Annotated in this window: 9 protein-coding genes, 3 pseudogenes and 1 other annotated feature; of the genes and pseudogenes, 10 read left to right on the top strand and 2 right to left on the bottom strand. The window is 58.5% G+C overall.

The features are described from left to right. Positions 1–248: 248 nt before the first annotated feature. Positions 249–1,140: pseudogene (locus NL532_RS29680) on the top strand (IS3 family transposase); the annotation flags it as partial. Next, positions 500–616, top strand: a sequence feature (AL1L pseudoknot). Its footprint overlaps the pseudogene before it by 117 nt. Here the strand turns inward: NL532_RS29680 and NL532_RS29675 are convergent. Next, positions 1,119–2,566, bottom strand: a pseudogene (locus tag NL532_RS29675) (IS30 family transposase). The pseudogenes NL532_RS29680 and NL532_RS29675 overlap by 22 nt on opposite strands. Before the next feature lie 30 nt (positions 2,567–2,596). Here NL532_RS29675 and NL532_RS29670 point away from each other — a divergent pair. The 3 genes and pseudogenes from NL532_RS29670 to virD4 all read left to right on the top strand — a co-directional run. Beyond that, positions 2,597–2,899: pseudogene (locus tag NL532_RS29670) on the top strand (integrase core domain-containing protein); the annotation flags it as partial. Between the two features lie 211 nt (positions 2,900–3,110). Further along, positions 3,111–3,977, top strand: coding sequence for a hypothetical protein (locus NL532_RS29665; protein ID WP_023685161.1), 867 nt, complete (start codon positions 3,111–3,113; stop codon positions 3,975–3,977). A 247-nt stretch (positions 3,978–4,224) separates the two neighbouring features. Beyond that, entirely contained in the window at positions 4,225–5,970 is a 1,746-nt protein-coding gene (virD4, locus tag NL532_RS29660; protein ID WP_023727267.1) for a type IV secretion system ATPase VirD4, read from the top strand. Between the two features lie 692 nt (positions 5,971–6,662). Here the strand turns inward: virD4 and virG are convergent. Next, positions 6,663–7,388 carry a two-component system response regulator VirG gene (gene virG / locus NL532_RS29655; protein ID WP_023685159.1) on the bottom strand — a complete coding sequence of 242 codons (726 nt, stop codon included), beginning with the start codon at positions 7,386–7,388 and terminating at the stop codon, positions 6,663–6,665. A 1,291-nt stretch (positions 7,389–8,679) separates the two neighbouring features. On the opposite strand from virG, the gene NL532_RS29650 reads away from it, so the two are divergent. From NL532_RS29650 to NL532_RS29625, 6 genes are all read left to right on the top strand, one after another. Further along, positions 8,680–9,465 carry a type IV secretion system lytic transglycosylase VirB1 gene (locus tag NL532_RS29650; protein WP_023673708.1) on the top strand — a complete coding sequence of 262 codons (786 nt, stop codon included), beginning with the start codon at positions 8,680–8,682 and terminating at the stop codon, positions 9,463–9,465. A gap of 74 nt (positions 9,466–9,539) precedes the next feature. After that, positions 9,540–9,845: a pilin major subunit VirB2 gene (gene virB2, locus NL532_RS29645; RefSeq protein WP_023673707.1), complete on the top strand. Its 306-nt coding sequence runs from the start codon at positions 9,540–9,542 to the stop codon at positions 9,843–9,845. Continuing rightward, positions 9,845–10,171 carry a type IV secretion system protein VirB3 gene (locus NL532_RS29640; protein WP_023673706.1) on the top strand — a complete coding sequence of 109 codons (327 nt, stop codon included), beginning with the start codon at positions 9,845–9,847 and terminating at the stop codon, positions 10,169–10,171. The genes virB2 and NL532_RS29640 overlap by 1 nt, the downstream gene beginning before the upstream one ends. Next, on the top strand, positions 10,171–12,540 hold the full coding sequence (gene virB4, locus NL532_RS29635; RefSeq protein WP_023685155.1) for a type IV secretion/conjugal transfer ATPase VirB4: 2,370 nt from the start codon (positions 10,171–10,173) through the stop codon (positions 12,538–12,540). Before NL532_RS29640 ends, virB4 begins: the two co-directional genes overlap by 1 nt. A gap of 13 nt (positions 12,541–12,553) precedes the next feature. Next, positions 12,554–13,237 carry a TrbJ/VirB5 family protein gene (locus NL532_RS29630; RefSeq protein WP_023673704.1) on the top strand — a complete coding sequence of 228 codons (684 nt, stop codon included), beginning with the start codon at positions 12,554–12,556 and terminating at the stop codon, positions 13,235–13,237. A 58-nt stretch (positions 13,238–13,295) separates the two neighbouring features. Further along, the gene (locus NL532_RS29625) at positions 13,296–14,183 is read left to right on the top strand and encodes a type IV secretion system protein (protein WP_023673703.1); all 888 of its coding nucleotides are present in this window, start codon (positions 13,296–13,298) and stop codon (positions 14,181–14,183) included. Positions 14,184–14,199 lie beyond the last annotated feature (16 nt).

Below are 14,199 nucleotides of genomic sequence, written 5' to 3'. Positions count from 1 at the left end.
TTCTCCTTTGTGTGTCTGCCAGACGAGCGGGCGGGCACGGAAGTGGTCGCGCTCTGGCTGCCAGACATACTCGTCCAACCTGATGAAAACCTGACTTGTACACCCAGCCCAAACAGGTGCGAGGGGTCGGTTATTACCAAAGGCTCTGAGGGCTGATTCTCTAGGGTTTCCGCCCAGATTGATCCGTGCCCCTTGTTGTGTTCCGCCCCGGGTTGATCGGAGGCTCCAACTCCTGAGAAGGTGGAACCATGACAAGCAAGGCGACCAACAAGTTCTCTCCCGAGGTCCGGACCCCCCGCGGTGCGGCTGGTTCTGGATCACGAACGCGAGCATACGTCGCGCTGGGCGGCGGTTTCATCGATCGCCGCCAAGATCGGCTGCAAGAAAGCCGAGCGTGACGGCGGCGTGCGCGCCGGAGTTCCCACGGATGCTGCGACGAAACTGAAGGCTCTGGAACGCGAGAGCCGCGAGCTTCGCAGGCCAACGAGAGCAAGGCTTCCGCGTATTTTGCCCAGGCGAAGCTCGACCGCCGGTTCAGGCCACGATCGCGTTCATCGACGATCACCGCAAGGCGCATGGGGTTGAGCCGATCTGCAAGGTGCTGCCGATCGCCCCGTCGACCTACCACGACCATGTCGCCAAGCGCGTCGACCCCTGCCGGCTGTCGGCTCGGGCAAGATGGGATACAGCCTCGAAGCATGAGGTCCGACGGTTTGAGGCGAACTTCCGCGTCTACGGCGTTCGCAAGGTCTGGCGGCGGTTGCGTCGCGAGGGCTTCGACGTCGCCCGCTGCACGGTTGCCCGCTTGATGAAGGCCATGAGCCTCGAAGGCATCGTCCGCCGATCCGCACTACGGTGAGCGACAAGGCCACACCTTGCCCTCTCGACCACGTCAACCACCAGTTCCACTGCTCCGCGCCGAACATGCTGCGGGTCTCCGACTTCACCTGCGTCGCGACCTGGACGGGCTTCGTCTATGTCGCCTTTGTCATCGACACCTATGCCCGTCGGATCGTCGGCTGGCGGGTGAGCCGGACGGCGCATGCAGCCTTCGTTCTCGATGCCCTGGAACAGGCTCTCGATGATCGGCGGCCCGTGCGGGGAGGCGGGCTCATCCATCACAGCGATAGAGGCAGCCAAGGCGGATTCAACCGGATCGTCGCAACACCGGCATCATACTGTCCCCCAAGGAGTTGGTCGAGGAGTTCGGCAGGTGTTTTCCAGCCGAGCGTTTTGCGCGGTCTTGTGTTGATAGCATGGGCGACTGCGTCCAGTTCCCGGGCTGTGTGCCGACTGAGATCCGTGCCCTTTGGAAAGTACTGTCTCAGCAAGCCGTTGGTGTTTTCGTTGGAGTCTCGCTGCCACGGGCTTGGGGGTCGCAGAAGAAAATCTCGAGCCCGGTGTCGATGCGCAGGTCGGCTGCTGCGCCATTTCCGCTCCATGGGCCCAAGTCAGCGACTGACGCAGTTGCTCGGGAAGTTTGCCCATGGATCGGGCTATGGCTCTGCGGACTGCTTCAACGCCGTGGCCGGCAAGTGGTGGACCGTTCTTGATGCGCAGGCTCTGCTGATAGCCATTGCATGCGCGGCAGGTGAAGCACGCATTGTGAAGCGTGAACTTCGTTCCACGAGCGTACCGATCGCCTAGCTTCCGAGGCCAAGGATGAGGTCGCCTTCCCAATGTCCGGGGACAGCCCGATCGGCAATTTCGGCCGGACGGTCGCTTATTATAAGGGCGTCTCCAATGAAGGACTTGTTGCGAACTCGGGCCCGTTCGCGCGGTACGCGCGTTCGGGCGGTACGCGCAACGCTCGGCCTGAACGCAGACATGCGGTCAGTCCTCGGCGCAATGCTCCGCGTCCTTGAATGTACAAGGACTGATAGATCGTCTCGTGGCTGATCCGCATGGTTTGATCCTCTGGGTAATCGATCTGAAGCCGATTTAGCGATCTGCTCGGGGCTCCAGGTTGCCGACCACCTCCGGCTCTGTCGTTTTTTCCACACCCACCTTGGGGCCCTCGAATGAGGCGCCATTGGGGTTGGTGACTTTGCCGGCCAAGCGCTCCTCAACATATTCACGCAGAGCCGGATTGACCGCCAGCTTGCCAGGAGGCCGGCGGGACTCACGATCGGCGTGCCATTGGGCGGCACTGGCCGGTAATCCAGATTGCCGCTACGCGTCGCGGCATTGCGCCTGACCTCCCGCGAGATTGTGCTCGGCGGCCGACCTAGCTTACGAGCAATGGCCCGGATGCCGATCCCCTTGGCAAGCTCAAGCGCAATATCCTCGCGCTCCCGAAAGAAAGATATCGCCCCGAAAGCGGCTTCGCCCACGGCGCCAAATGCGTTGACGGCATCCCTCCTGTACTCCGAAACCAGCGCGGACCAAGAGGCGTTGATGTACCGGCATCCAGTGCGGCCTCCTCGCTCGAATGTCCCAAGGCAATAGCTTGCCAGAACCGGAAGCGATTCTCACGCTGCCAGGCAGGCGGACGCCCGGGCGAATCCAGCTTCTTTCGAGTGCACCGATCTAAGCGCGTTGGTGAACCGTCATTGCCACCTCCAATCCCTTGGTGTCGCGACGACCGGTTGAATCCGCCCAATACGTCAGCATTCGATACACCGAGCGCTTGGCGGAGGCCGGGGTCGAACCCTCGGTGGGCAGTGCCGGCGACTCTTTCGATAATGCTCTCGTCGAAACGATCAACGGTCTTTACAAGGCCGAGGTGATCCATCGACGCGGACCCTGGCGCTCATTCGAGGCCGTCGAGTTCGCCACGCTCGAATGGGTCGACTGCTTCAACAATCGCCGGCTGCTGGAGCCCATCGGCAACATCCCGCCGGCCGAAGCCGAGGAACGCTACTACGCCATGTTGGATGAACCAGCCATAGCCGCGTAACTCAAACGAAACGGCCTCCGGAAAGCCCGGGGCAGTTCACATCGCATTTGATGCCAGCTTGATCGTATTTTCTTCGGCTTGGACGGGCACTTGGCAGACCCACAGAGCTGGGAACCCTTTGCCATACTACAACTGTAACATCATATCGGTTTAGCAGGTCAAGCTTCGGTGGTAACCTCATTGGGTAGAATAACTACTTTGGAGGCGAGCAATGGATCGCGATAACAAACGGGCACGCGCAGCTGCAAGATCATCTCAAGGCGTGGGGAGCAGTAGCCTCCGTGACGTTCCAGAGGGGCCATTGAGCGATGTTGCAGAACGGCTGGTAACCGCTAACCCGCGCGATACAGCGCGAAATCTTGGGGGCTTCAAAGGCCTCGGGACGCACGAGCGAACAGCCGTTCGGGGCACTCAACCCGGGCCAGAAACTGACCTCGCGAGATTTGAAAGGCGGACCAATCGGCTTGGACGATCAGCCATCAATCTGGCCGCGACATTAACAGCCGAATTGGGGTACAGCACGGATGACATAGCATTGCAGAAAGTCGGAGCGGCCAGTAATCTAGGCAATTACCTAACGCCAGGGCTGCAAGATGCTATTGTTAATCGCATTGGCAACATGGATCCGCCGTCGCAAGCTCTCGGAACTTATTACGTTGCGCCACACTTCAGTAAGTTTACTGAGGAAAACAAATCTCGCATTCTTGATCAGGCCATTGGATTGGCTTCTTCTGATCCGGATGGCAATGTCAGAAACATGGCATCCAATGCTATTCTCAACATGTATCACCAGTTCGACGCAAATCAACAGGCCCAAGCTCACTCAGTTTTTCCCGGCATGCAAGACATCTTGCCGCACATGCCGCCGCCGCAGCATGCAGCAGAGGAACGGAGTGCGAATCTGGACGGCCACATAGCAGGTATTGAGGCTGCAGTCCGTGATACAGTAGGCCCGCAAACCTCCTATGAACAGCTGCAGCGGGGTGCTCAAGTCGGGCGGTCCATAAGCCAAGCCTACAATCACGCCCGAGAGGACCTAATGGAGGCCACCAGAAGCAGAGATCGCTCCGGCCGTTGATGTCTCGGCCATGGTACAGTGACGCTTTCTCTCCCGAATTCCGTCTACGGCCTTGCCGTTTCCAATTCGCTGGCCGTTGACGTACCTGCTTAGTGTAACTTTCAAAAACCACGTCTGCCGGGTGATGCGCTGCAAGCATCGCACCACCCACTGCGGCATCGATCTGTCGAGCGGCGACATCGCGCGACGCCGGTTCGGTCTCTGAAGCACGCGCAGCATTAGCTACGGCTAATCCGGCAATGGAACAATGCTTTCAACAAAAACGACGCCCCCCAACATAGCCATTAGCATCGCGTGCTCACTCGCCGTGGGCTTCTGTGCGGCAAGTCTTTACGCAACCTTCCGCCACGGCGGCAGCGGCGAGGCTCTGATGGCGTTTGATGTCCGTGCCTTTTGGTTTGAAACGCCCTTCTATTTGGGTTTCGCAACCCCCGTTTTCTATCGGGGCGCGGCTATCGTGCTCTCGACGTCCGCGGTCGTCTTGCTGATTCAGCAGATCGTATTGCGCCGCAAGCTCGAACACCACGGGACGGCTCGTTGGGCTCGAGTGGATGAAATGCGACGCACGGGATATCTGCGACGATACCGTGGCGTGACAGGGCCGGTGTTTGGGAAGACAAGTGGCCCTTTCTGGCCTGGCTACTTCCTGACCAATGGCGAGCAGCCTCACAGCCTCATCGTTGCACCGACCCGCGCTGGCAAGGGCGTCGGCATAGTCATTCCAACGCTACTTACATTCAAAGGCTCGGTGATAGCTCTGGACGTCAAGGGGGAGCTCTTTGAGCTCACCTCGAGGGCGCGCAAAGCCGCAGGTGACGACGTGTTTAAATTCGCGCCGCTGGATTCGGAGCGGCGCACAAACTGCTACAATCCGCTGTTGGATCTTATAGCGCTGCCTCCACAGCAGCAATTCACCGAAGCCCGCCGCTTGGCGGCAAACCTGATTACGGCCAAGGGGGAGGGCGCGGAAGGTTTCGTCAGCGGCGCGCGAGATATCTTTGTCGCGGGAATCCTTGCCTGCATCGAGCGGGGCACGCCAACAATCGGCGCCGTCTATGACCTCTTCGCCCAGCCGGGGGAGAAGTTTAAGCTCTTCGCGCGACTCGCCATGGAGACTCAGAACAAAGAGGCACAACGCATCTTCGACGACATGGCGGGGAACGATACGAAAATCCTAACCTCCTACACTTCCGTGCTCGGCGATGGCGGGCTCAACCTGTGGGCGGATCCCGCTGTAAAGGCGGCCACAAGTCGCTCGGACTTTTCGGTCTATGATCTTCGCCGTCGCAGAACGTGCATCTATCTTTGCGTTGGTCCGAACGACCTTGAGGTGATCGCGCCTTTGATACGCTTGTTTTTTCAGCAAATCGTTTCAATTCTGCAGCGGTCGCTGGCCCGCCGGGATGAAAAGCACGAGGTTCTCTTCCTGCTCGACGAGTTCAAGCACTTGGGTAAGCTTGAGGCGATCGAGACCGCAATCACGACTATCGCGGGCTACAAGGGGCGTTTCATGCTCATCATCCAAAGCCTTTCGGCACTGACGGGGGCTTATGGAGAGGCTGGCAAGCAGAATTTTCTCAGCAATACCGGACTGCAAGTGTTCATGGCCACGGCTGATGACGAGACTCCGAACTACATTTCCAAGGCCATCGGTGAATACACCTTTGAAGCAAAATCGATTTCCCACAGCCAGGCGCGAACGTTCGACTGGACCATTCAGAATTCACATCAAGGTGCACCGCTATTGCGTCCCGAACAGGTTCGGCTGCTCGATGACGACTACGAGATTGTTCTCATCAAAGGTCTGCCACCATTAAAATTGAGGAAGGTGCGTTATTTCTCGGATCGCATTCTGAAACGCATCTTTGAACGCCAGACAGGCGCCCTCCCGGAGCCGGCGCCCTTGACGGGAGCAGAGGAGGCGCTCTCCGCCGAATCTCAACTCGATGACCCGCTGTGTGAATTGGCGCAGGACTTTGACGATACAGTTTGATGTGAGGCTGGTGTGGACCCGGCGAAATAGTAATCCATCCCGTGTAACAGCTTTGTCGCAGGTGCAGGACGCCGGCTTGGAAGACGGGCAAGCGGTCCAGGCCCGGCGAGTGGGCTTTGAGCAGCACGTGTCCGAGGCGCTCCGGCCGCTGTTCGATGGTCGAGCTGACGAGCCGCCAACCAATCCAGAGGAGCTTCTGCGACTGGAACAGGGGTTTCGCGAGGTGCTTCAGCGAGGGCAGGATCATCAAGCCGCCTCGTCTTTTTTCAGCAACCCAGGGATGCCCGATGGACGGGATGACCTCAACAGAAGCGTGTCGGAGGCTTTCGCAAGCTCTGGGACGCCGGAGTTCGGGCCGCCGCCCCCAGTCTTGGCTGCCAGCCGACAGCAGATCCGCCCTTCGCCGGATGAGCTTGACCATGCAACCACCTGCCACCCGAGTGAGTAGTCCCAACAATGAACATTCCACAGCGCTGTTGTGGCCAGCGCAGACGCAGAGGGCCCTGAATGCGCCGCAAGCCGTCGCCATTCAGCAGCAGCTGAGCGAAATCGGCAATTCAGGCGGCCGCGTGCATATGCAGAGAGGCGCTGATGCGATCTCCGGACCGGTAGCTCTCGCTGTAATTGATCAGGCTGGTACTGTTGGAAGGCTTGATCAGCCTCGTCACCCCAATCTCCAGCATAGCTCACTGTCACGCGGCCAACGTGCCTCCGTAGCTAACATCTACGTCAGCGTTGAAGAAGTACCCTGCGCCACGGGATGTTTTGACCAGGCGAGGGTTGGCCGCATCAGCCTCCAGCTTTCGGCGCAAGCGCATGATTAGGACATCGATACTTCGATCGTACACCTCTTCTCCACGCACACGGCTCGCGAGCAAAAGCCGTTCTCTGGATAGCACGTTGCGGGGGTTCTCCAGAAATGCGATCAAGAGATTGAACTCACATGCGGTAAGCTTGACCTCGCCGCGCTCCGCACAGATCAGTCGCCGCTGCTTCACGCTTAGCTTCCAGGCCCCAAAGCGAAATGAGCGCTGCTCTCTGGTTCGCGGACTAGAAATGCGCTGGCGTAGCGCTACTCGAATGCGGGCCAAGAATTCGCGCATCCCGAAAGGCTTGGGAATGAAATCGGTTGCGCCGAGCTCCAGTGCAACCACTTTTTCCGCCTCATCAAGCCGGTCGCCGCTGATCACTATGATAGGAACATCCGATTTTGTCGCCAGATTGCGGACGATCGCAAGTCCATCCTCCCGGCCTAGGTTAAGGTCAACAACCACGAGATCGACTGGCTCACGTGAAAGAACATAGTCAAACTGCTTGCTATCGTGGACTGCGGTTACCTTCAGGGCATGCATCGTGAGATACTCGGCGATGAGGCGCCGCATTGCGGCATCATCGTCAATGACAAGAACATGTTTCAACGGCACACCTTCAATCTTGAATCCCCTTGTCTAAACCTGTTGCCGAGCAACCCTGGGGCACCGACCCAGAACAGCTGCTCCTTGATACCACTCGCCGTTGCGTGCGGCCAATGTGAGGCCGTGCTCGTCCTGTTCTTTTCATCCCCAGCGAATTGACCGCACCAAGGCAGCCCGTGGCCACCAGACAGGTCCCAGCGCCGACATGACCCTGCCGTGTGGTCCTTCGCTTTTTCGCTTCGAGCTCCCCCGTTGGTGCAGGCCTGCCAATATCACTCAAGTTCGACCTCATGGATGCCAAGTTTCCTGCTATGCCCTTGCATCCTGGTCATCCTGGAGTTTGCGGACCTGGATCATCTCGATATCCTCCGGCTCGTGGATCCAGCTCGGACATGGTTGAGCAGCGCGGCGTTTGGCTTGATCGGAGAGGCGGTCGGCGGAAGAAGACCGTGATTCGCTGCAGCGGCCTTGTGCAAAATAGTGTGTCTCCTGCCAAGCCGGCTTCGTCCAAGGTGGCCGGCGGCCTCAAATGCTGTTCGGCGACCGGCAGGTCGCCGGTTGCGGTGAACGTCCGGGCTAACATTTCTCAGTTACTGCAACTCCTCCATCTTGAGCGTGTCACTATGCTTGTCCATTGCGCCGTCGGACTGCGTCAATGACGTGCGGTTATCTGCCGATGGGACTGTGCATGATCCACCCTTTGGCGGCGGCGGCCGAACAGCTGAACGAGGCTCGCACCAGGATGGGCTGCGCCGCCACGTCTTCCCAGTTGACCCTCGCCGCCGCGGATTTGCGCCTTCGAGCCAGCTTCGCGGACGAGCTCGCGTCTCAAGCAATGATCTGAGTATGCAGGGCCGCGCATGGCTGCTCTTTAAGGACCGGCAGCATACCGGCAAAGTTGGGCCGCTTTATCGCCTTAGTCGATTCCCCACGGTGATCCCGAGCCTGAACAAGCCCGCCAAGCTCCCCATTTTGTCCTTGGCTTGGCGCTGACAGAAGTACCGTCCATGACGCCAAAGTCGCGGCCCACACTCCAGGAGCAACGGACGGCCGGGACGAGCAATCCTGTACAGGAGTCATTGTACCAAGATGCTCCGGATGTCGCTGGCTGATCGGGCCCGCGCCACCCACGCATGCGCAAGATGCTCACCCACGCTGATACGAACACGGTCTTTGCTTCAATTGAAACCGAAAAGCTGAACTTGAACATCACACAGTAACAAACCTCCCCGATAAGCGCGTGCCGGACAGGGCCAGAACCCGTCCGGCGGCTTGGAAAGGTAGGTGATAGGGAATGTTTATTGCAGCTTGGCCGCTGGCCATCGTCCTGATGACATCCATGTCACTCCCAGCCGAGCCCGCGCCACTTTCTCCGCGTGAGTTCCGCAGCCTGTCGCGCAAATGCGCCCCCTGGGTTGCGCCGTCCACCCTGGCCGCGATTGCCAAGATTGAAAGTGGCTTTGAAACGCTGGTGGCTCATGACAACACCACAGGTGAGCAGCTTCGCTGGATAGACCACCTGGAAGCCACGCGGGGCATCAAGGAACGCCTCGAAGCACAACATTCTGTCGATGTTGGATTGATGCAGATAAACAGCAAGAACTTTGCCATGCTCAATCTCACGCCGGAAAGGGCTTTCGAGCCCTGCGCCTCGCTTTCGGCTGCCGCCCACCTGCTTGAAAGCCGGTATGCCGGCGGCACCACTGCTGTGGCACAGCAACTGGCGCTTCGCCGTGCCATCTCGGCCTATAACACGGGCGACGTCACGCATGGCTTCGCCAACGGTTATGTACGCAAGGTCGAGTCGGCCGCAAAGGACATCTCAAGTCTCCTTGAGAGAACGCTGGAGCCGACTGCTCGAGATGTGCCGCACCTTGAGGCACCCGGTCGGAAAGCCGTGCCGCCTCTGCTCCAGCAGAGCCAACAGGCCAATAGAAAGAAGCAGCCCAACCAAGATTCTTGGGACATCTGGGGCTCGTATCAGCCAGACCGCTCCGGGGCCGATCCCTCCGATCCGACAGGCAGCCAGGCTGCGAAAGCACGGGAACCCTCGAACCCGAACAAACTCGTATTCGATTGAAACATGGAGATGCAATGATGACGCCACTCAAGATACTTCGTGCGCTTAAAACGCGTGTTCCTTCGCCTTTTTCCATGCTGCGCATGGCGGCTGAATATGTACCGGCCGCTGCTGCAGGCGCGGCGTGGACGGTCTTCTACAGCGGGCCAGCCGCGGCTCAGGTGACCGGAGGGACGGATCCTGCCAAGATGGTCCAGAATATCTGCACGTTCATACTTGGCCCCTTTGGACAATCACTGGCCGTGCTCGGGCTCGTAGCCATCGGTATCTCTTGGATGTTCGGTCGTGCTTCACTTGGCCTGGTTGCGGGTGTCGTTGGAGGGATCGTCATCATGTTCGGGGCCAGCTTCCTGGGCAAGGCGCTCATAGGCGGCGGCTGATGAGCGACCGGTTGGAAGTGAGCACCCTCTATGTGGCGGCGACGCGCCCCGCACTGTTTCTGGGGGTGCCGCTGACGCTGGCCGGATTGCTCATGATGTTGGCTGGGCTTGTTATCATTATCCTTCAGAACCCGCTCTACGAAATCGTTCTCGTGCCACTCTGGTTCGGAGCACGGCTGGTTGTTGAGCGTGACTATAACGCGGCAAGCGTCGTGCTGCTCTATTTGCAGACGGCCGGCAGAAGCGTGGACGGGCCGGTCTGGGGAGGCGCAAGCGTCAGCGCCAATCCGATCAGAGTGCCGAAACGCGGAAGAGGAATGGTGTAATGTTCGGCGCCAGCGGCCGGACCGAGAGGTCTGGCGAGATCTACCTTCCGTATGTTGGTCACGTAAGCGATCAGGTTGTCCTTCTGGAAGACGGATCGATCATGGCCATGGCACATGTGAACGGTGTGCCCTTTGATTTGGAAGACGCTGAGATGCGCAACTCGCGCTGCCGCGCGTTCAACACTCTCTTGCGCAACATCGCCGATGACAATGTCTCGATATACGCTCATCTTGTGAGACACAACGATGTGCCGGCGCCGGCGCCGCGCCAGTTTCAAAGTGCATTCGCTGGCAGTCTGAGCGAGGCCTACGAGCGTCGTGTGCTGTCGGGAAAGCTCTTTCGCAACGATCACTTCCTCACTTTGATCGTGTCCCCCCGCACCGCAATCGGCAAGATCGGCTTGCGGATTGCCAAGTCCCGCAGACGGAATGAGCACGATCTAGCCACCCAAATGCGGAGCCTGGAAGACCTCTGGCACATCACTGCTGGCGCACTCGGCGGTTACGGTCTGCGCCGGTTGGGCATTCGTGAGAAAGGCAACGTGCTCTTCACGGAAATCGGCGAGGCGCTTCGGCTCATGATGACTTGCCGGTTTCTTCCGGTTCCGATGGTTACCGGCTCACTTGGCGCCTCGATCTACACTGACCAGGTCATCTGCGGGAAGCGGGCGCTTGAGATTCGAAGGCCCGGGGATAGCTCCGTCGGATCATTGTTTTCGTTCCGTGAATATCCGGCGACGACGCGGCCGGGCATGCTAAATTCCTTGCTGTCCGCCAACTTCCCGCTTGTCCTGAGCCAGAGCTTTTCCTTCCTCACTCGCCCACAAGCTCATGCCAAACTAAGCCTTAAGTCCAGCCAGATGACGAGTGCCGGCGACAAGGCTCTCACCCAGATCAATGAACTTGCCGAGGCAGAGGACGCACTGGCCAGCAACGAATTCGTGATGGGTTCGCATCATCTGAGCCTGTGCGTCTATGCCGACAGCCTCAATAGCCTTGCAGATCGCGCAGCAAGTGCCCGCGCACGGCTGGCCGACGCGGGCGCCGTTATCGTCCAAGAGGGCATCGGCATGGAGGCCGCATATTGGTCCCAACTTCCGGGGAACAACAGGTGGCGCACGCGCCCGGGGGCGATCACCTCACACAATTTTGCCGGGCTCGTCTCATTTGAGAACTTCCCAAGCGGTTCCAGTTCCGGCCACTGGGGCAATGCTGTTGCGCGCTTTCGCACAAACGGTGGAACTTCTTTCGACTACATCCCCCATGAGAATGACGTCGGCATGACGGCAATATTCGGGCCCGTTGGCAAAGGCAAGACGACGCTGATGACCTTTGTCCTCGCGATGCTTGAGCAAAGCTTGGTCGATCGCAATGGTGCGATCGTCTTCTTCGACAAGGATCGGGGTGGTGAACTGCTGGTGCGAGCCACGGGAGGGACATATCTTGCGTTGCGCAGAGGCGCTCCGAGCGGCTTGGCCCCTCTGCGTGGACTGGACAACACCTCCGCCTCCCGGGACTTTCTGCGCGAGTGGTTGATGGCCCTGATCGAGAGTGACGGCCGTGGACCGATCTCGCCGGAGGAAAGCCGTCGGCTGGAACGCGGCATTGTTCGTCAGCTTTCGTTCGAACCCCCTATGCGCTCACTTGCGGGCCTGCGCGAGTTCCTATTGCACAGCCCCTCCGAGGGCGCAGGAGCACGGCTGCAGCGGTGGTGTAGAGGGGGGGCGCTTGGATGGGCCTTTGACGGCGACGTGGACGAAGTAAGGCTGGATGCCTCCATTACGGGCTTCGACATGACGCAGCTCCTGGAATATGAGGAGGTCTGTGCACCGGCCGCCGCATACCTTCTGCATCGAGTGGGCGCTATCGTCGATGGTCGCCGGTTCGTCATGAGCTGCGACGAATTTCGATTCTATCTACTCAACCCCCAATTCTCGGCCGTTATCGACAAGTTCTTGCTCACGGTCCGCAAAAACAACGGCATGTTGATACTCGCAACGCAGCAGCCTGAACACGTTCTGGAATCGCCTCTCGGAGCTAGTCTCGTTGCGCAATGTATGACGAAAATTTTCTACCCATCACCGACGGCGGACCGCTCTGCGTATGTCGATGGCTTGAAGTGCACTGCGCAGGAGTTCGAGGCAATCCGCCAGGGAATGGCAATCGGCAGCCGCAAGTTTTTGCTCAAGCGCGATAGCGGGAGTATTGTTTGCGAATTCGATCTTGGGCAGATGCGCGAGTACGTAGCCGTACTCTCGGGGCGGGCCAACACAGTGCGCTTTGCCGACCAGCTTCGTAACCAGCACGGAGACGCCCCAAGTGGGTGGCTCGACAAGTTCATGGCCCGGTACCACGAAGTTCAAGACTGACGGAGGAATATTCATGAAATTTGCCAAACTTGCAGTAACGACCCTTGCTGCTTCCCTTCTGCTTCACGGACAGGCCCGTTCGCAATTTATCGTCAGCGACCCTGTAACAGAAACACAAGCGACCTTAACAGCGCTTTCCAATGCGGCGATCCTTGAGAGGTCAATCGAGACGCTCGCTACCACGATTGAAATGGTGACAATTCTAACGTCGTCATTCGCTGTCACGGGACTGCTAAGCTCACTGAACCAAGGAAATCACTACCCGTCGAGCAATAAGCTGGAGGAGCAGATGTTTGATGCTCGGGCGCCAGCTTCGATTATGGCCCGTAACATTGCGAAGGACCCAAATCGGATAGTCAACGGCACCGATTCAGAAGCGAAACTGTTACAGGGACAAATCGCCGGGGCCGCCAATGCCGCAGCTATTGCAGCCGACACTTTGGGCATGATGGACAAGCGCCTTAAGGATAACGCCGGCACGCTTGGTCAGCTTTCCCGCTCGGGAAATATTATGCAGGCCACCGTGACCAACGGTCTGGTCCTCAAGCAGATTCACGATGCGATGATCCAAAATGTCCAGGCCACGAGTCTGCTGACAATGGCCACTGCACAAGGGAGCCTTCACGCCGTGGAGGAGGCCGCCACGCAGCGTCGCGAACATCAGGACACCGCTAATATGTTTAGCATCCTCCCGTAAACCACACAGAGTTCATCAGGCTCAGCTGCGCTGATCAGGGACACATCAGGCTCACGCCATGAATTTCAAAATTCCCGCGCCATTCACGACTATACACACGATCTTTCATGGGGCCTTCACGTCCGGGCTGCACAAAGTGCTTGAAAACGTCCAAGCGGCGGTCAGTGCGCCTCTGGTTGCGTGTGTCACGCTCTGGATAATAATCCAAGGCTGTCTGGTCATGCGTGGTCAAGTCGATGCGCGCGGGGGTATCTCGCGCGTAATCATGGTGTCGATTGTCGTCGCCCTTATCTTAGGGCAGGCCAACTATCAGCAGTACATTGAAGCGCTCTTCGACGACACGATTCCGAGGTTGGCTCACGACATCAGTGGCAGCGACTTGCCCTTCATCGGAATCCCCCAGAAGCTCGATCTCATGTTTGCTTCAAGCCAGTATGTCTTTCAGCTGATTGCTTCCGAAATTGGGCCTATGAACGGCCAGGACATACTTGCTTTCGAGGGAGCGCAATGGATTTTCTACGGCGCGCTGTGGACAGCGTTCGAGATCTACGATGCCGTTGGAATTCTGACGAAGGTGCTCTTGACGATCGGCCCCCTGGTCCTTGTAGGCTACCTTTTTGATCACACTCGAGACATAGCCACCAGATGGATCGGCCAACTGCTCTCGTACGGGCTGCTGCTTCTCCTCCTCAACATCGTTGCAACGATAGTAATCGCTGCCGAAGCAGTCTCGCTGGCAGCCATGCTTTTGATGATCAAATTCTCGGGCACGACAGCAGCCAAGATCATCGGGCTTTACGAGCTCGACATGCTTTTCCTAGCTGGTGACGCTCTGATCGTCGCGCTTCCGACGATCGCCAGCAGCATCGCCGGCGGCTCTTGGGGAGGTGCGAACCGACCTCTTAATAGCCTCAATCGCCACTTTGCCAAAACGGCGGGTGCTTAATCAATCGACAAGCTCG

Source organism: Mesorhizobium sp. C120A (assembly GCF_030323105.1).
Lineage (GTDB): Bacteria > Pseudomonadota > Alphaproteobacteria > Rhizobiales > Rhizobiaceae > Mesorhizobium.
The sequence above is the reverse complement of the archived record's forward strand: the minus strand, read 5'-3'. Positions and strand labels throughout refer to the sequence as shown.